Source organism: Actinoplanes sp. NPDC026619 (assembly GCF_040638295.1).
GTDB lineage: Bacteria > Actinomycetota > Actinomycetes > Mycobacteriales > Micromonosporaceae > Actinoplanes.
The window spans coordinates 23,013-40,417 of the sequence record NZ_JBEZYA010000051.1; the positions used below are offsets into that span (position 1 = coordinate 23,013).

Annotated in this window: 18 protein-coding genes; 14 read left to right on the plus strand and 4 right to left on the minus strand. The window is 71.1% G+C overall.

All coding sequences use genetic code 11. The annotated features are described in order from the left end of the window. The first annotated feature begins 49 nt into the window (after positions 1-49). The 4 genes from AB0E90_RS49750 (at position 50) to AB0E90_RS49765 (ending at position 4,352) form a co-directional block, all read left to right on the plus strand. On the plus strand, positions 50-1,408 hold the full coding sequence (locus AB0E90_RS49750; protein WP_360420545.1) for a histidine kinase: 1,359 nt from the start codon (positions 50-52) through the stop codon (positions 1,406-1,408). Then, positions 1,405-2,067 (plus strand): response regulator transcription factor, encoded by a 663-nt coding sequence (locus tag AB0E90_RS49755; protein WP_360420547.1) that lies wholly within the window; start codon positions 1,405-1,407, stop codon positions 2,065-2,067. Before AB0E90_RS49750 ends, AB0E90_RS49755 begins: the two co-directional genes overlap by 4 nt. Before the next feature lie 81 nt (positions 2,068-2,148). Next, positions 2,149-3,741, plus strand: coding sequence for a hypothetical protein (locus AB0E90_RS49760; RefSeq protein WP_360420549.1), 1,593 nt, complete (start codon positions 2,149-2,151; stop codon positions 3,739-3,741). Beyond that, positions 3,678-4,352: a DUF4332 domain-containing protein gene (locus AB0E90_RS49765; protein ID WP_360420551.1), complete on the plus strand. Its 675-nt coding sequence runs from the start codon at positions 3,678-3,680 to the stop codon at positions 4,350-4,352. The genes AB0E90_RS49760 and AB0E90_RS49765 overlap by 64 nt, the downstream gene beginning before the upstream one ends. On the opposite strand, the gene AB0E90_RS49770 is transcribed toward AB0E90_RS49765, so the two are convergent. Together AB0E90_RS49770 and AB0E90_RS49775 are read right to left on the minus strand one after the other, a co-directional pair. Further along, entirely contained in the window at positions 4,349-5,527 is a 1,179-nt protein-coding gene (locus tag AB0E90_RS49770) for a S53 family peptidase (RefSeq protein WP_360420553.1), read from the minus strand. The genes AB0E90_RS49765 and AB0E90_RS49770 overlap by 4 nt on opposite strands. 13 nt (positions 5,528-5,540) lie before the next feature. Continuing rightward, on the minus strand, positions 5,541-7,613 hold the full coding sequence (locus AB0E90_RS49775; RefSeq protein ID WP_360420555.1) for a hypothetical protein: 2,073 nt from the start codon (positions 7,611-7,613) through the stop codon (positions 5,541-5,543). A 220-nt stretch (positions 7,614-7,833) separates the two neighbouring features. On the opposite strand from AB0E90_RS49775, the gene AB0E90_RS49780 reads away from it, so the two are divergent. Continuing rightward, a complete protein-coding gene (locus AB0E90_RS49780) occupies positions 7,834-8,829 on the plus strand; it encodes a cellulase family glycosylhydrolase (RefSeq protein WP_360420557.1) in 996 nt (331 codons plus the stop codon). Further along, on the plus strand, positions 8,826-9,683 hold the full coding sequence (locus AB0E90_RS49785) for a hypothetical protein (protein WP_360420559.1): 858 nt from the start codon (positions 8,826-8,828) through the stop codon (positions 9,681-9,683). The genes AB0E90_RS49780 and AB0E90_RS49785 overlap by 4 nt, the downstream gene beginning before the upstream one ends. Before the next feature lie 34 nt (positions 9,684-9,717). On the opposite strand, the gene AB0E90_RS49790 is transcribed toward AB0E90_RS49785, so the two are convergent. Further along, positions 9,718-10,134: a VOC family protein gene (locus AB0E90_RS49790; protein ID WP_360420561.1), complete on the minus strand. Its 417-nt coding sequence runs from the start codon at positions 10,132-10,134 to the stop codon at positions 9,718-9,720. A gap of 66 nt (positions 10,135-10,200) precedes the next feature. Here AB0E90_RS49790 and AB0E90_RS49795 point away from each other — a divergent pair, with 66 nt between their 5' ends. After that, positions 10,201-11,067, plus strand: a complete 867-nt coding sequence (locus AB0E90_RS49795; RefSeq protein WP_360420563.1) for a WYL domain-containing transcriptional regulator — start codon at positions 10,201-10,203, stop codon at positions 11,065-11,067. A 13-nt stretch (positions 11,068-11,080) separates the two neighbouring features. On the opposite strand, the gene AB0E90_RS49800 is transcribed toward AB0E90_RS49795, so the two are convergent. After that, positions 11,081-12,493: an FAD-dependent monooxygenase gene (locus AB0E90_RS49800; RefSeq protein WP_360420565.1), complete on the minus strand. Its 1,413-nt coding sequence runs from the start codon at positions 12,491-12,493 to the stop codon at positions 11,081-11,083. Between the two features lie 262 nt (positions 12,494-12,755). Here AB0E90_RS49800 and AB0E90_RS49805 point away from each other — a divergent pair, with 262 nt between their 5' ends. From AB0E90_RS49805 to AB0E90_RS49835, 7 genes are read left to right on the plus strand one after another with little or no spacing between them, the layout of a single operon-like run. Beyond that, positions 12,756-13,043 (plus strand): hypothetical protein, encoded by a 288-nt coding sequence (locus AB0E90_RS49805; RefSeq protein ID WP_360420567.1) that lies wholly within the window; start codon positions 12,756-12,758, stop codon positions 13,041-13,043. Continuing rightward, the gene (locus AB0E90_RS49810) at positions 13,040-14,428 is read left to right on the plus strand and encodes a hypothetical protein (RefSeq protein WP_360420569.1); all 1,389 of its coding nucleotides are present in this window, start codon (positions 13,040-13,042) and stop codon (positions 14,426-14,428) included. Before AB0E90_RS49805 ends, AB0E90_RS49810 begins: the two co-directional genes overlap by 4 nt. Then, complete coding sequence (locus AB0E90_RS49815) at positions 14,415-14,957, plus strand: hypothetical protein (RefSeq protein ID WP_360420571.1); 543 nt, start codon at positions 14,415-14,417, stop codon at positions 14,955-14,957. Before AB0E90_RS49810 ends, AB0E90_RS49815 begins: the two co-directional genes overlap by 14 nt. Then, positions 14,954-15,205, plus strand: coding sequence for a hypothetical protein (locus AB0E90_RS49820; protein WP_360420573.1), 252 nt, complete (start codon positions 14,954-14,956; stop codon positions 15,203-15,205). The genes AB0E90_RS49815 and AB0E90_RS49820 overlap by 4 nt, the downstream gene beginning before the upstream one ends. Before the next feature lies 1 nt (position 15,206). After that, positions 15,207-16,355, plus strand: coding sequence for an acyltransferase (locus AB0E90_RS49825; protein ID WP_360420575.1), 1,149 nt, complete (start codon positions 15,207-15,209; stop codon positions 16,353-16,355). Further along, the gene (locus AB0E90_RS49830; RefSeq protein WP_360420577.1) at positions 16,355-16,819 is read left to right on the plus strand and encodes an SRPBCC family protein; all 465 of its coding nucleotides are present in this window, start codon (positions 16,355-16,357) and stop codon (positions 16,817-16,819) included. Before AB0E90_RS49825 ends, AB0E90_RS49830 begins: the two co-directional genes overlap by 1 nt. Positions 16,820-16,833: 14 nt before the next feature. Beyond that, complete coding sequence (locus AB0E90_RS49835) at positions 16,834-17,199, plus strand: hypothetical protein (protein ID WP_360420579.1); 366 nt, start codon at positions 16,834-16,836, stop codon at positions 17,197-17,199. Positions 17,200-17,405 lie beyond the last annotated feature (206 nt).

Consider the following 17,405-nt stretch of genomic DNA (forward strand, 5'->3'; position numbering starts at 1 on the left):
AGTCCAGCGATGGATGCGCGCGGTTTGCGGCCCTGTACACAATGTGCCGGTGACCGCTGACCCGCCGCTCTCCCGATGGCGCCGTTTCCGGGCGCTGCCGGTGATCGCGCGGGCGCTGCGCCGCTCCGGCCCGCAGCCACGGATGACCCGGCGCAACTGGGCCTTCGACGCGCTGCTGGTCGCGGTGTTCGTCGCGGTGGCGCTCAGCGGCACCGACATCACCGAGCACCTGTTCGACACCACCAGCGACGCGACACTGGTGCACCTCGTCCCTCTCCCGCCCATGCCCGACCTGCCGGAGGCTCCGCTACTGCCCGGCGGTGGCGGGCCGGCCCCGCCGGAGCCGGTGGACCCGGTTGATCCGTTCCACTTCGACCGGCACAACTCGCAGGGGCCGGGCTGGATCGCCATCGCCGTGATCCTCCCGCTGCTGCTGCGGCGCCGCTATCCGCTGGCCACCCTCGCGGTCATCGTCGGCATCACGGTGCTGTCGCTGCGCGGCGTGGAACCGAGCACCGACATCCTGCGGGTCTCGTTCTACGCCTGCGTGATCGCCGGGTACACCGCCGCCGCGTACAGCCCCTATCGGTTGTGGGCCCTGGCCGCGCTGCCGCTGGCGGCGTTGCTGTACAGCTCGTTCCCCGATCTGGCCGTGCCGATCGTGCCGGTCGGCTGGGTGCCGTTCCTGGTGCTGCTGCCGATCGGGCTGGCCGTCAACGGCATGCGCACCTGGCGCCAGCGGGCCGACCGGCTGCGCCACGAACGGGCCGACGAGCTGCGCGAGGCCACCCGCCAGGAACGCGCCCGGATCGCCCGCGAGCTGCACGACATCGTCACCCACAACGTGTCCATGATGGTCATCCAGGCCGGCGCCGCCCGCAAGGTCCTCGACAACGCGCCCGAGGCCGCCCGCGACGCCCTGCTGTCGGTCGAGGAGGGCGGCCGCGCGGCTCTCGGCGAGCTGCGCGGCGTCATGGGCCTGCTGGCCGCGGCGGACGACGAGGACGAGCTCACCCCGCAGCCCGGCCTGGCCCAGCTGCCGCCACTGATCGACCGGGTCCGCGACGCCGGCATCGACGTCACCGTCACCACCGGCGGCGACCGGTTCCCGTTGCCGGCCGGCCTGGAGCTGGCCGCCTACCGCGTCGTGCAGGAAGCGCTGACCAACACCGTGAAGCATGCCTCCGGCGCCCGCGCCACGGTCGACGTCACCTACCTGCCCGACGAGCTGCGCATCACCGTCACCGACACCGGCGGCCGGCCGACGCGAGAGTCGGCCACGTCCACCGGCCGCGGCCTGGCCGGCCTGCGCGAACGCATCGCCGTCTACGGCGGCACCCTGCAGGCCGCCGCCCGGCTCACCGGCGGCTACCGCGTGCAGGCCCACCTTCCCCTGGAGAGCCGATGAACGCGGTGCCGCTGCGGGTCGTGATCGCCGACGACCAGGCGCTCGTGCGCGCCGGCTTCCGGATGATCCTGACGGCGGACGGCATGGACGTGGTCGGCGAGGCCGAGAACGGCGCCGACGCGGTCGAAGCGGTCCGGCGCACCGGTCCCGACGTGGTGCTGATGGACATCCGGATGCCGACCATGGACGGCATCGAGGCCACCCGCCGCATCCTGGCCGGCGACGAACCGCCCCGCGTCATCATGCTGACCACGTTCGACCTGGACAACTACGTCTACGCGGCCCTCGGCATGGGCGCCAGCGGCTTCCTGCTCAAGGACGTCACCCCGGAATATCTGGTCGCCGCGGTCCGGATCGTCCGCGACGGCGACGCCCTGCTCGCCCCGAGCATCACCCGCCGCCTGGTCGAACGCTTCACCACACCCGGCCCCCGGGAATCGCCGCTGCACCGCGACCTGGCCGCCCTGACCCCTCGCGAACGTGAGGTGATGACCCTGGTCGCGCAGGGCCTGAGCAACGTCGAGATCGCCGGCCGGCTCTTCCTCTCCGAGGCGACCGTGAAGACGCACGTCGCCCGGGTTCTGGCCAAACTCGGCCTCCGCGACCGGGTCCAGGCCGTGGTCGTCGCCTACGAGACCCGCCTCGTCACACCGTCCTGAGCCCGCCGCCGCCGATCAGGTGGACGCGGACGGGCGGTCGGCCGAGTGACACGGCACCGGGGCGGCGGTTGGATACCGGGTATGGCGCCACGGAGCGCAGCCGGTCCGGTCGTATTGCTGTTCCTCGTTCTTCTGGCGGCCGCCGGTTGCTCGGACGCGCCGGCGAGCGTGACGCCGCCCGCCGGCTACGAGTTGTGCACCGATGGTTCGGGCGCGGACGGCGTGATCGCGGCCGCGGACCGGCTGACCCTCGACGGCAAGACGACCGCGGCGGCGGAGTTGTACCGGGCTCGCCTCGGGGAGTCGGCGACCGACGGGTGCGCGGCTCGCGGGCTCGCGTACCTCGCGGCGGCTCCCCCACCGCGCGGCTGGGATGCCTTCTTCGAGACGTGGGTGCGCCCGGCGTACCGGCTGGGGCTGCCGTTCCTGGCCGTCCTGGCCGTTCTCCTGCTCGCGGCGCGTGGGCTGACCAGCGCCGTGGTGACCTCGCGCAGTCGAGCGTGGGACACGGTCAAGGAAACCGGTCTGACCTGGCGGCGGGCGGTCTTCGCGGCCGGGATGACAGCGCTGATCGCCGCGGCGCTGTGGGTGACCGTCCTCGCTCCCTGGCTGACGATGCCCGCGCCGGTGCGGATATATCTCTGGATCGTGGCGTCGTCGGCCGCGGCGGCCGGGGTCTGGGCCGTCGCGATGGCCCGTGGCCTGGCCCTGCGCGTCCGCATCGAAGGCCGCGGCGACGACGGCGCGGCTCTGGCCAGCCACGTGCTCGCGCAGCTGCAGCAGCTCGGCTCGGAACGGCCGTCCGGGCTCAGCATTCCCACCAGCGCCGACGTGACGGCGCTGCCGGACGACGCGCTGAGTGTCCTCCCGCAGGGCGACCTGGCCAAGGCGGTGTTCCGCGCGCTGCAGACGCTGGCCCGGGCGACGCCGTGGCACGTGACCGTCACGGTCGCCGGCGAGGAGACCACGACCGTGGAGATCTCCCGCAACGGCCGGCTCGTGGACGCGGCTGTGTTCCGCCTCGCGCCCGACCCCGACCGGGAGACCCGGCGGGCCATCAGCGCGGCCTCGTTCGTGCTCGTCACGCTCGCGAACCGGCACGCGTGCCTGACGCTCGGCCTGAACGGCGTGACCCGGTGGCGCAGCCTGGCGGCGCAGGTCATCGGGGAACGGGCCGCCCGGTCGCCGGAGACCCAGCGCCCCTTCCTGGCCCGGGCGATCGAGTCGGATCCCGGCAACCTCGCCGCACGGATCGCCCTGCTGCACGTCGACGGGCGCCGGGCCGAGAACACGAAGGCGGCCCGGACCTACGCCGACGGGATAGACGCGATCCTGACCCGCGGGCTGAAGATCAACCTGGCCGAACCGCGGCCGGCCCCCGGATTCGACGCCCTCCTCATCCGTGCCCTGTTCAACGCGTCGGTGGCCCGGATGAACTGCTACCTGTTCGAGGCCCAGGAAAAATCGAAGAACGACGAGACTTTGCGTACGGCCCGGGAGCGCGCCGACGCGGTAGCCGCCCTGATCCTGGAGACGAGCCACAAGAGCAGCGAGCTCGAGGAGTTCTGCAAGGACATGAGTCCGGCGGTCGGCTACCTCCGCCGGGCATCATGGCCGCCGGCGATGTCCACGAAGAGCTTCCGGCGGTCGACGAGGACCACCTGTCGACGATGACCGCGGTCTACACGCGGGCCTGCTGGCACGCCATCCGCGGTGGTGACGGCCTGGGCATGGCGCTCGACGATCTGGCGACGGTGTCGGCGATGCCGGGCTTCACCGACTGGGCCCGGCACGATCCGTCGTTCCACGTTTTCCGCACGACGGCGCCCCCGGCGGACCGGCGCCGATACCGGGACCTCGTCGGCCTCGCCCTGCCGGTCGCCTTCGCCGACCTGCCGCCGCTTCGCGCGCACGCCGGTGAGCTGCGCAAGCTGGACGTCGCGACGCCCGCGGAGTTGCTGCGTGAGAACCCGGAGGATCTCGCCCGGGAGCTCAAGGTGACGGTCGCCCGGGTCCGCCGCTGGCAGGCTCTCGCCGCGCTCGCCATGCTCCGTTCCCGGAGCGGCGGCGAGCCGCTGACCGCGGCCGCGCTCTCCCTTCTGCTCGCGGCCGGGGTGGACAGTGTCGATGCCCTGCGCGCGGTGACCCGGCAGGACGCCGTGTTCCGGGCGCGCCTGCAGGCCGTGATCGACGAGCAGGCGGCCGACTACCGGATCGAGGACATCGACCAGATCGACATCCCGCCCCGGCGCGACCGGTTCTGGCGCCGCCTGACCGCCGCCTAGGGGGTCAGGCCGGTCAGGCCGGTGGGGCTGCCCCAGCCGGTCGGGCCGTCGTAGCCGGCGACGCCGGTGCACAGGTAGTCGCCGCCGCAGGTGGCCGCGTTCGGGCCGGGGACGTTGGTGCCGGCGACGACGTCGCGGAATGCGCCGGCGCCGTGCTTGCGCCACGGCACCGAGCCATCGTCGATCAGGTCGGCCGCGCCGGTCAGCGCGTACATCGCCGCGATGATCGGCGCCGAGGCGCTGGTGCCGCCGACCACCTGCCAGCCGGTGCTCTGGTAGGTGTCGTACACCGCCACCCCGGTCGCCGGGTCGGCGACCGCGGCGACGTCGTTGAGCATGCGCATCGGGCAGTTCGCGTCGGTCTGCCAGGACGGCTTGGCCATGTACGCCGAGCAGCCCGACCCGGTCCCGCTCCAGACCGTCTCCGCCCAGGTGGTGCCGGCTCGGGTCAGGGTCGTCCCGCCGACCGAGGTCACGTGCGCGGACGCGGCCGGGAACGACACCGAGTAGCCGATGTCGCCGGAACTGACCACGATCGGGTGCCCCGGGTGGATGTAGTGCGACTCGTAGGCCTCCTGGCCGGCGAACTCCACCCCGGTGCCGTAGCTGTTGGACACCACGTCGGCGCCCAGCCGGACCGCGGTGTCCACCGCCGCGCCCAGGTCGTCGAAGCCGGCCGAGTCGGCCTGCACCACCAGGATCCCGCAGGCCGGGCAGACGGCCGAGGCCATGTCCACGTCGAGCGAGGTCTCCAGCGCCCAGCCGGTGTCCGCCGCGGGCAGCGGCGACGTGGCGCCGGCTTGGTTGACGATCCGCAGGCAGCCGGCGGCCACGGTGCAGGCGGGCAGGCCGTAGGTGCTGCGGTAGACGGCGAGGTCGGCCTCCAGGTTGGGGTTGCCGAACGCGTCCACGATGCCGACCACCTGACCGCTGCCGCCCGCCGGGACGGCGTAGGCGGAGACCAGGTCGGCCGGGCTCAACCCGGTCGGCGCCGCGAGCGTGCCGACCGGGCCGCCGCGCACCACCTTGGCGAAGCAGGTGGCCTTCGGCGGCGCAGCCAGTGGGCAGGCGTCGACCACGGTGATCGGTTGCGCGGAGGCGACAGCGGACGGCCAGGCGGCCGCGGTAACGGCAACCACGGCGACGAGTGCCGCCAGGATGGCACGGAGACGCATGACTTCCTTCCCATCAACCGAGTACGCGCAGGGCGCGCACCACGGTCTGGTCGAGGGTCCCGCCGAGCGGGTCGGTGGCGTGGACGCGCAGCGACAGGAAGCCGGCGTCCGGGGTCACGGTCGCGGTGAACCGGCCGCCGCCGGCCGCGGTCGCGGGCACCGGCGTCCAGGTGGCGCCGTCATCGCCGGACACCTCGAGCGTCAGGTCGTCGGCGGCCGGCGCCGGGTCGAGGGCCTGATGCCGCAGCGTCACGGTCAGCGGTGCCGCCGTTCCCGCGGGTATCGCGTTGGTGAGGTCGGCGCCGGCGTCGTACTCGGCGAACAGCAGCGGCTGGAACGCGCACGGGGCGTCCGGGCCGGCGCAGGTGCGCCCGTCCGGCAACGTGCCGGTGGGCTCGGCGGCCGGCCAGCTCCAGGCCGTCTGCACCCGGGTGGCGGTGGTGATCCAGTCCACCGGCAGCGCGGTGTCCAGCTCCAGCCGCAGCCGGGAAGCGCCGGCCGGGATCGTTATCGCGCCGGCCGGGACGGTTCCGGTGGCGACGAGCGCGTCATCGGCGTACACCCGCGTGGTTGTTTCGCCCTTGTTCATGCGCACCGCGTGGCCGCCGGCGTCGGTCCACGGCTGGAGGTTCAGCAGCAGTTGGTCGCCCTGGCGGCAGGCCGGGCAGGGCTGCGCCCGGACGGTGCCGCGGTCGGTTCCGGGCACGGCCGGCGCGGTGAAGTAGTGGTCCGCGGCGCGCTGCCCCGGCCGGTAGGTCGTGAGCGGGGACTGCGCCACCCCGTCGGCCTCGTCGGGCCGGGCGATCGCGATGCCGATCCAGCTCACGTCGGGCAGCGCCGAGACGAACTCGGTGCGGCGCAGCGGCGCGACGACCGAGCTGGCGAAGCGGATCGGGAACATCTCCCAGGGCTGGAACGAGGCTCGATACGTATCGACCCGGGCCGGGCCCGCCTCGGCCGCGTAGGTAGCGTCCAGGGTGGCCAGACTGGTCGCCGGCACCTGGTCCGGGAAGCGCGCCGGGATCCGGTCATCCGAAGGAAAGACCAGGTCATAGAGGTACGGGTCGGTGGCCGCGGCCGGCGAGTTGAGCCGGAAATACGTGTACCAGTGCACCTCGCCGATGGTCACCGGCGCCGTCGGGGTGACGGTCAACGACGGAGAGCCACCGATCATCAGGTACGCCGTGGTCGAGTCGGTTCCGGCCGCCGAGACCCGCGAATAGGTCGCCTGGAGCTGTTCGAGCTCGGCCGGGTCGGGCGTGGCCGGCACCGGCACGACGGTCCGGGCGGTGCGGGCGTCCGCGGTCACGTCGGCCTGCGTCCCGGTGATGTCGACCTCGGGGAAGACCAGAATGGCGTCGCCGACGTACTGGTTCTCCGCGTCGTAGGTCGTGATCGACACCTCGAGGGAGTAGTGCCCGACCGGGACGCTGAACGACACCTCGCCGTCGGTGAACCCCTGAAGGCTGCTGAACCGCTGCACGTCCTCGGCGTTGGTGACCGAGACGCCGCCGGAGAACGCGGGGGCACCGAGGGCGTCCAGGCCGTGGACGGTCAGGGTGGCGATCGGGTACTGCGGCGCGGCCGTCGGTTCCACCCCGGCGGCGTGCACGCCGCGCACCCCGGCCAGCGGGGTGGCGCCGGCCAGGGCGGCGCCGAACGCGGCCGGATCGGCGATCCGGGCGGCGGACCGGCCACCGGCGGCGGGCTCGAGGTCGAGACCGGGCACGGCGTGCGGGGCGACGCCGGGAACCCACTCCACCCAGGTGTCGGCGACCGGGGCGAGCACGTCGAACAGCGCGAGGTCGAGCTGGTGCCCCAGGTACGGCATGGCCTCGCCGGGCACGACGTAGAGGTGGTCGCCGACCGCCATCGTGCGGACCCGGACCGGTCCGGGTGCCGTCGCGGTCGCCGGCTCCACGCCGCGCACGGCCCGGTCGCCGGCGCCGAGGAACACCCGCTCGCCCGTCGGGAGGGTGACCACCTCGGCCCGCGCCGGCGCCTCCTCGGCGTGGGCCGAGGACAGGCCGCCCGCGATCGCGAGAACCGCCGCTCCGCTGACGGCGATGATCCATCCGCGTCTCATCTACGTCCTCCTGGTAGCAGGCCCACCACCATCCCTCTGATATTGATGAGTGTCTATACTTTTCGAGTGCCTTTCTTGACACGTACGTGATGTCGGCGCAATCATTCAGCAACTTGGATGCGTCTCCCGCGGGCGGCGTGCCACAAACCCCCGAACGTGCGCATCAACTGCTCCCCCAGCTCGATGTTTACGCAAACATCCCCAACGGTTGGAGTGCTCCATGAGACGTCGTCGGTTACGCGCGTTACTCGCCGCGGCCCTCGCTGCCGCAGTCGCCCTGCCCCTGGTCGCGGTCGCCGGCGAGGCCTCCGCGGCCACGAACAGCTTCCGTGGGGTGAACTGGGCCGACGCCCGGGACAACTACGTCAACGGCTGGGTCATCCCGTCCGGCCTGACCGCGTCGGACAGCTACAGCACCGTCTACACCAAGGCGGACGGCATCATCAGCGGCTTCCAGAGCCTGCTCGGCGCCAACACCGTCCGGCTGCCGATCAACCCGCAGAGCGTCAACAGCACCTGGTGGGCCAGCTACAAGGGCGCGTTCGACTCCGCCCTCGCGCACGGCATGAAGGTCATCGTGTCGTACTGGGAGGCGGACACCGCCAAGGACGGATACGTCGACGACACGGCCGCCTGGAACACCATGTGGGACAAGGTCACCTCGGACTACGCCGGCAACGCCAACGTCTACTTCGAGCCGATGAACGAGCCGTTCGGCTACAGCCTCAGCGCCTGGGTGTCGCTCTGCTCGACCTGGCTGTCCCGGCACGCGAGCATCCCCCGCGGCCGGGTGCTGATCAGCGGCACCGGCTACAACGACAACGTCACCGGGGTGGGCGCGGCCAGCGCGCTCAGCGGCACGCTGCTCTCCCTGCACTTCTACGGGTTCTGGGCATCGGACACCACCCGGGCCGCGTGGACCACCAACCTCAGCAACCGGCTCGGCTCCTACTCGTCGCGCACCGTGATCGACGAGGCCGGTTCCCCGATGACCACCGGGCTCACCTACACCGGTGGCCAGAATCAGGACGGCAACGTGTTCACCTCGTACTTCGCCGCCACCACCGACCTGACCCGGGCCCGGCAGATGGGCATCGTCTACTGGCCCGGCCTGCGCTCCGGCGACACCTACTCGATCACCCGGCAGAGCGGGTCCGGCCTGGCCGTCAACAACGCCTCCGGAGTGGCTCAGCTGCGCTGGGGGTGGGGTCTGTGAAGCGCCTTCTCGCCCTCGTGCTCGCCGGGCTCCTCGCCGTCCTGGCCGCTCCCCCGCAGCCGGCCGCCGCGGCCACCACGCTGATCTACGCCACCTTCAAGGGCGACGCGGCCGCCGACGAAGAACTGTGGATCTACCAGTCGACCAACGGCGGCACCAGCTACAGCGTGCTGGCGGACACCAACTTCCACGGCCCGACCGGGGTGCTGCGCGACCCGAGCATCATGAAATACAACGGCATCTACTACATCGCCTACACGGTGCAGTCGTGGACCACCAACTCCACCTACTTCAGCATCGCGTCGAGCAGCAACCTCACCAGCTGGACGAACATCGCCAGCATCCCGTCGGGGATCGCCAGCACCGCGTACACCTGGGCGCCTGAATTCTATGTCGAGGGCAGCACGGTCAAGATCATCACCAACGTCGCGGCCAGCACCTGCTCGGCCTGCTTCCGGCCGTACGTCTACACCGCCCAGAACACTTCGCTGACCTCGTGGAGCGGGCCGTCGCAGATGTGGGGCCTCGGCACCAACCACATCGACACGTTCGTCGTGAAGTCGGGCAGCACCTGGCACGCCTTCGTCAAGGACGAGACCGGCAAGTACATCGAGCACTGGACCACCACCGCCAGTCTCACCACCGGGTGGATCAACCGCGGCACCCTGTTCGCCTCCGGTTACGAGGGCCCGGCCCTGGTCAAGCTGGACAACGGCAGCTGGCGCATCTACGTCGACAAGTACAGCACCGGCGGCAACATCTACACCGCCACCAGCACCGACCTCTTCACCTGGACCAGCCTCAGCGCGGCCACCTGCGCCGGCTGCCGGCACGGCACCGCCATCCCCAAGTAGCGCGGCAGCCGCCGGCCCCGCGGGGCCGGCGGCCCTACCTCCCCCGGGCCGCGAGCATGTCCTGGTAGTGCTGGTTGAGCATGACGCCGAGGACGTTGCCGAACGGGTCGAGCACCGACGCGGTCACGTAGCCGGGGCCGCGCTCGGCCGGCTTGTCGTGCGGCGCCGCGCCCAGCGACACCAGCCGCTGGTAGGCGGCCTCGATGTCGTCGACGGCCCAGTAGACGATCGCCCCGACCGCCTGCCCGGTGTGCGGGTGCGGCGCGAACCGGCTGTTCAGGATGCCGAACTCGTGCTGGTAGTCGCCGACCCGCCATTCCAGGTAGGCCCCCTCGCGAACGAAGTAGGGCTCGGCCCCGAACACCTCGGCGTACCAGGCTCGGGCCGCGTCGAGGTCGGCGGCGAAGAAGGTGACGGTGGTCAGTCCGCGAAGCGCTGCTGAAGTGGTCATGAACTCATCATCGGACCGAAAGTGCTCACCTTCTGAGCACTTTTCCGAGCAGAATGCCGGGCATGCGTGCCGACCGACTCGTCGGAGGTCTCGGTGGCCACCGCCCGCCGCGACCTGGAAGCGTTGTCCGCGGCCGGGATCCCGGTCTACCCGCAACCCGGCCGGCACGGCGGCTGGCAACTGGTCGGCGGCGCGCGCACCGATCTCAGCGGCCTGTCCAGCTCCGAGGCCCAGGCGCTGTTCCTGCTCGCCGGCCCGGCCGCGGCGTCCTCCGACGAGGTCAAGGCCGCGCTGCGCAAGCTGCTCCGGGCACTTCCGGAGACCTACCGGACCGAGGCGCAGGCCGCCGCCGGCGCCACTCACATCGACCCGGCCCGCTGGGGTGAGCACGGCCGCGACCGGCCCGGTGGGCTGCCGCAACTGCAGGAGGCGGTGGTCCGGCAGCAGCGGGTCCGGTTCGGCTACAAGGGCGCCGAGCGCGAGGCCGAGCCGTGGGGCCTGATCGACAAGGACGGCGTGTGGTACCTGATCGCCGGCACCGACCGCGGCCGGCGCACGTTCCGCCTGGACCGGATCACCGGCCCGACCGTGACCGGCCAGACCTTCACCCGTCCGGCCGGGTTCACCCTGGACACCGCCTGGGACCAGGTGGTCGGGACGGTCGAGGAGCGCCGCGCCCGCACCTGGGCCACCCTGCTCATCCCGGAACGCTTCCTCTGGGTGCTGCGCGACCACTTCGGACGGCACTGCCACCCCGGCGAGCTGCTCGGTGACGGCCGCGTCCACGTCCGGGTCGGCGCGCCGACCCCGCGCGACATCGCCCGCACGCTCTCCGGGTGTGGCGCGACGGTGGAGGTGCTCAACCCGCCGGAGGTACGCGCGGAACTCGCCCGCATCGGCGCCGAGTTGGCGGCCCTCTACCCGGCCGGGTAGAGGGCCGCGGTGATCAGCTGGCCGGCTTGCCGAACCATCGGGCGAGGTGGCGGTCCAGATCCGGCTGGTCGTCGCCGATCCAGGCGACGTGGCCGTCGGGGCGCAGCAGGACGCACGGGGCGTCCAGCGCCGCGGTGGGATCCGCGAGGTGGTCGACCCGGTCCGACCAGGCGCCGGGGCGCAGGCGTTCGGTGCGGTCCAGCAGCAGGCCGCGGCCGCGATGCAGCAGGTCGTAGATGCGGCCCGGCTTCACCGCGAGGTCGGGCAGGCGGCGGCCGAGCAGGTCGGGGCCGGCGCCGAAGTCGTAGCGGATGCCGATCGCGGAGATCTTCTCGAGCAGGTAGCGGTTCACCTCGTCGAAGTCCATCAGCTCGGTGAGCAGCCGGCGCACGGCCTGCGGACCCGGCCCCGGGGACAGCAGTTCGGTCTGGGCGCGGGTGTGGTCCAGCACCGCCGCGGCGACCGGGTGACGCTCGGCCTGGTAGGTGTCCAGCAGCTCGGCCGGCGCCCAGCCGCGGATCTCGGCGGCCAGTTTCCAGCCGAGGTTGAACGCGTCCTGGACCCCGAGGTTGAGGCCCTGCCCGCCGATGGGTGGATGGATGTGGGCCGCGTCGCCGGCCAGCAGCACCCGCCCGGCCCGATAGCGCTCGGCCAGCCGGGTGGCATCACCGAAGCGGGACAGCCAGCGCGGGGAGTGCACGCCGAAGTCGGTGCCGGCGGTGGCGCGCAACTGCTGCCGGAAGTCGTCGAGGGTGGGCGGTTCGGTGCGGTCGCTGACCCCGGCGGCCGGGACCACGACGCTGTAGAGCCCGGCGCCCACGGGCCGGAGCCAGAATCCTGGGCGGGGCGTGACCGTGGCGGCGATCTCCGCCGGTGGCACGCCCACCTCCATCTCGCCCATCAGGGTGTCGTTGCGGGAGGGCTCGCCGGGGAAGCCCACGCCGAGCAGTTTGCGCACCGTGCTGCGCGCGCCGTCACAGCCGACGAGGTAGCGCGAGCGCAGCCGTTCCCCGCCGGCCAGCTCTACGGTCACCCCGTCGTCGTCCTGGTCGAGACCGGTCACCGCGGCACCGCGCCGGACCTGTGCGCCGAGCGCGATCGCGTGTTTTTCGAGCAGGTCGACGATGACCGGCTGCGGGATGCCCAGCAGGTAGGCGTGCGCGGAGTCCAGTCCTTCGGGCGCGGGTTTGTCGATGGCGGCGAAGTAGGCGCCGGCCGGGCGCTGCCGGCCCCGCTCGCGGATGCGCTCCAGCAGCCCGCGCATCGCCATGAGTTCGAGACTGCGAATATGCAGACCGACGATGCGGGCGTACGAGGCGGGCTCGGTTTCCTTCTCCAGGATGAGGACCCGCACCTCGTGCAGCCGCAGCTCGGCGGCCAGCATCGCGCCGGTCGGCCCGCAGCCGGCAATGATCACGTCGTACATCTGTGTTGCCTTTCGGAAGTGTCTTCTCGGCGAAGCGCTCCCGGCGACAACTACGTCAATCGCCCGACCGTGACGGAACGGGGAGCACCCACATCGCAACTGCGTTCATGGGTCTCACCTCCTCGGGCATTGTCACGTCAGCTGCAAGTTACAAGAGCGGCCACCATCGCGTCCAATCCGCCGGAATCGAGGGCGACCTATCTTGCGAACTTTTAGTACGGTGTCGGTTGATGACCGACTCGGAGGGTGGTGGCCACGGACGGTGAGCGGCTTCGAGGTCCAGATCGGTCAGCTGCAGAGCGCGGCCAAGGCGGCGGGATCCGCCGCCGACCAGGCCAGGGTGGTGCGCCCGGGCACCGGCCTGGAGACGATCGCCACCGCCTTGCCCGGTGGGGTCGCGGCATCGAAGGCGGCCGCGCTGGCGTCGGCGTTCAACGACCGCGGTAAGGAATGGGCCGACGAGATCGACCGATGGAGCACCTCGGTCAACTCCGTCGCGAAGACCTACGCCGGAAGCGATGACGCCGCGAAACGAGCTTTCGGGAAATGACCATCACCTACGACGACGTCCGCAAATGGGACGACAAGCCGGTCGACACGTCGGCCACCGAGCTGCACGGCCGGCAGTACAAACTGCTCGGCCTGCAGGACGAGCTCGACGACGCCCGGAGTTTGCCCGACTGGCACGGCACCGCGGGCGAGGAAGCACGCACGTCGCTGGGAAACACGCGGAACAACGCCGAGATCCTGATCGCGGAGCTGTCCGCCGTCGAACGAGCCCTGCAGAACGCGGCCGACGACGTCCTCGCCCTGAAGAGCCGGGTCACCAACAACGACTCGCTGGCCGGCACCTACCAGTTCCGCATCGCCGGCGACGGCGCGATCGTCGACAACAAACCCGCCGACCCGCCGCCGAGGTCGCGGTTCGAGGCCGAGGACCGCGCCGAGTCCGCCCGGTACCGCGAAGGCATCAGGCAACAGCTGGTGCAGGAAACCACGGCGATCCTCACCACGGCGAACAACATCGACACCACCCTGGCTCGGGTGATGCAACTCGCCCTGGACCGGCAGATCAGCGACAACGGGGCGACCACCCTGGCCGGCGCCGGCAAGGAAGGGGACATCGACGCCCAGGTCATCGACATGGAGCAGTCGCTACGCGACGCGGGGCTGCTGACCGGCCCGCCGGTCGCCGGCCACTACCGGGAGTGGCTCGAGAACGCCGCGCGCCGCGGCGTGCCGATCGACACGCTCAAGAAGATCATCACCGACCACCACATCACGCCGGATGACTTCAAGATCCTCGACGGGATGGAAGAGATCCGCGAGGACGAAGACGGCGACGGCACCTTCAAGTCGTACTTCCTGATGCCGACCGACATCAGCGGGGACGACGCCGCCAAGGCGGTGCGGATGACCTACATCCTGAACGCCGGCACCGACTACTCCGGCGGCGACTTCGCCCCGACGCCGTACAGCTCCGACGAACTGCAGCGCATCATCGACCGGCAGAAGGACAACTCCTTCAGCTACGACGACGACGTGAGCTTTGTCCACGGCAACGGCGGGCGGCTGGTGACCACCCCGAACGGCATGATGATGGGCCTGGGCGGCAACCTCATCCAGGACCAGTTCAGTCAGCGCGGCGGAACGACGTGGGGCGACACGTTCATGGTGAACCTCGACGACCCGGACGATCCGGCGCAACAGCTGCGCGAAATGGTGACGTCCGGCAAGGCGTGGTACGAGGGCGACGGCCAACCGGCCCACCCCGGCAGTCTCGACCTGGACCGGCTGCTGCATCACGAAGAGCGCCACTCCCAGCAATGGGCGAACGAGGGCTACACGAAATACGTCACCTCCTACATCTGGGAACAGATCCGTGGCGGCAACGAGACCGAGGAAGACGCGGGGCTGTCCGATGGCGGTTACTAGATGGCTGCGCGTCACCTGCGCCGCCCTGCTCGTGGCGACGATGATCACGGCGTGTGACACCAAGTCGCAGTTCGAGCCGTCGCTCCCGCCGGAGGCCGGGTTCCGCGTCGACGGCGGCGTCCTGAAACTCTGGACGGGCACCCCCTGCGCCGGCGTCACCGGCGTGACGCTGACCTTCGACAGCGGCACCAAGCAGAGCACGTCGCAGGTGTGGGCCGCGCCTCAGCCGGGAGTGACGGTGGAGCGCATGGACCTGCTGGGCGGCGCCGCGGCCGACGGCCCTCTCCAGGTCCAGAAACCCCTGCCGGCGGAGTACGACTGGACCAAGGCCGGCTCGATCGTCTTCTACGTCAACGGCCCGACGTCGAACGGCGCCACCGCCGACGTCGCCCAGGTGCTGCGCGAGTCGGCCCAGCATCCGTCCGGAAGCTTCCTGTTCGGCAAGAGCGGCTGGCTGGACGCGGCGGGCGTGCAACGCGAGAACACGAAGTCGTTCCTGACCATCTGCACCCCCGACCCGAACAAATGACCGTGCTCCGGCGCCTCGTGCTCGGCGCCTTCGGCTGCACCGCCGCGGTGATCCTGGTGCTCCTCGGCGAGGCGGTGTTCAGCGCCGTCGGGTGGAACTCCGACCCGCACGGCTACGGCGTGATCTTCGGCCTCCTGTGCGCGGCGGTCCTGGCACCGGTCGCGCTCGTGCTGTGGATGGTTTACCAAGCAATGCGACGACGTGCCCGTCCCGTCGAACCTTTTGAGCCGCCTGTGCGTGATCTGTGAGGTGAACCGGAAACGGGTGGCCGGTCTTGACGGTCTGCGCGGCCTCTGCGCCCTCTACGTGATGTTGTTCCACTGCTGGGCGTACACCTTCCGCGGTTTCCCTCGCTATCGCGGCCCCGAGTGGCTGAGCTGGCTCGGGTTCGGCCGGCTCTCGGTGGTGTTGTTCCTGGTCCTATCGGGTTTCTCGCTGGCGCTGGGCGCCGCCCACAACGGCTGGCGGCTGGGCAGCCTGGCCCGCTACGCCCGGCGACGGGCCTGGCGGATCCTCCCCGCCTACTGGGCCGCCCTGGCGTTCAGCCTGGTCATCGCCTGGACCGTGGTGCGCCAGCCACACTCCGCGGAGCCGACCGCCGGGTCGGTGGTGGTCTACACGCTGCTGCTCCAGGACCTGTTCACGGTGCCCACGCCGAACGGCGCGTTCTGGTCGATCGGGGTGGAGGCGCTTCTGTACGGCGTACTCCCACTGCTCGTCGTCCTTTGCCGCCGGTTCGGCCCGGCGGCGATGCTGGCCGTCGTCACCCTGCCGGTGATCGTTATCGGCCTCGTGGTCTTCGGCGGCTCGCCCCCGCAGGAAGACAACTGGCTGGCCCCGCATCTCGTCCCGGCCTTCGCGGCCGGCGTCGTGGCGGCGGGCGTGGTCGCAGCCGGCGACCGTCTTCAACGCCTGCCGTGGGCTGCGCTGTCGGTGCTGGCCGCGATCCCCGCCGGGGCGCTCATCCTGCATCAGGGCGCACGCTGGATGGTCAACCACTACTACTGGGTCGATCTGGCGGTCGTCCCGGCGATGACCCTGTTCCTGCTGGCGGTCGCGAGCGGGCGGCCCGCCGCGCTGATCCGGCTGCTCGACTCGTCACCGTTGCGGCGGCTGGGCGCGTTCTCCTACAGCCTCTATCTGATCCACCTGCCGATCGTGGTCGTGATCAGCCAGAAGCTGGTGATACCTCACCTGGGCCGCGACACCGTCTCGTTCGCGGCCACGACCGTGCTCGCCGGCGGGCTGTCGCTGATCGGTGCGTGGCTCTTCGCCAAGGTCTTCGAGTGGCCGTTCCGCTCCTGGTCGGACGTCATTACCGCGATCCGGCCGCCAGCGTCCGCACCCGCGCCCGCCATCTCTGCCAGCCGGCCGGTCCACGAATCAGTGCCTTCCTGATGCGATCGTTTCTGCGGTCGGACCGTTTCCGCCACTCTTTCCATGTCGCCGCGCCGGCCGGGGCGATCTACGCCCACCTGATCGAGCCCCAGAACTATGTCGGTCTCTCGCCCCTGCTGGTGGCGGTGCGGGATGTCCGCCCGGGCCGCGAGGCGATCAGTTACGTGGGCGTCGAGCGTTTCCGGTTCGGCCCGCTGAAGTGGGACAACCGGCTGCGAGTGACGCTGACGCCGGCGGTGCCGGACCGGCAGATCCGCAGCGCGGTGGTCAGCCCCGGCGCGGTCCGCCTCGTTGCCACCGTCGACCTGACCCCGGACGGTGACGGCACGCTGGTGACCGAGTCGGTGGAGTTGCGCACTCCGGCGGTGCTGCGGCGCTTCGCTCTCGGCCAGGCAACCGCGGTCCAGAAGTCCCGGGCCACCGAACTGACCCGCCGGATGGAAAGCGGACCGCGCTCGATCTAGTTACCGTGCCGATCATGGGTATGTACGCTTCGGTCCGCGGCTGGCTGGAGATCGACTTCGGGCAGCGCGCCGGCGCGGAGCGGATCATCGAACAGAGCCGGCATGAGCTGTACTCGGGCGGATGGGCCTTTCCGTCGAGGCCGTTCAACTGGTCGCTCTATCTGTTCTACGGGGGCGACATCCGGCAGGGCGAGCTCTCGTGGCTCCGCGACCAGGTCGAACAGCTCGCCAGGATGCCGCCGGTCGATGAGGACAACGACCGGCCGCGGGGCCTGTTCGTGGTCACCGCCGAAGGTCGCGAGGATGCCCGGATGTGGCAGGTCCGGGATGCCGCGGTAGCAGAGCTACCGGCCCCAGGCCTGTCCTGGCTCGGCGAGTGAGCCGCAGAAGATCCGAGTGGCCGCGCACGTGGCACTGTTTCGATGCCCGCCCATCGCCGGTTCAGAAGGTCAGCTTCAGTAACGTCCTCAATGCTCCGTGTCGAGCTGATCGCGGCACGAGAGTGCACCCGATCTTGGCCAGGTGATGGCCATATCACGCCGAGCGCCAAATCACTCTGCGCTGAAGCTACACACTAAAATGCGGA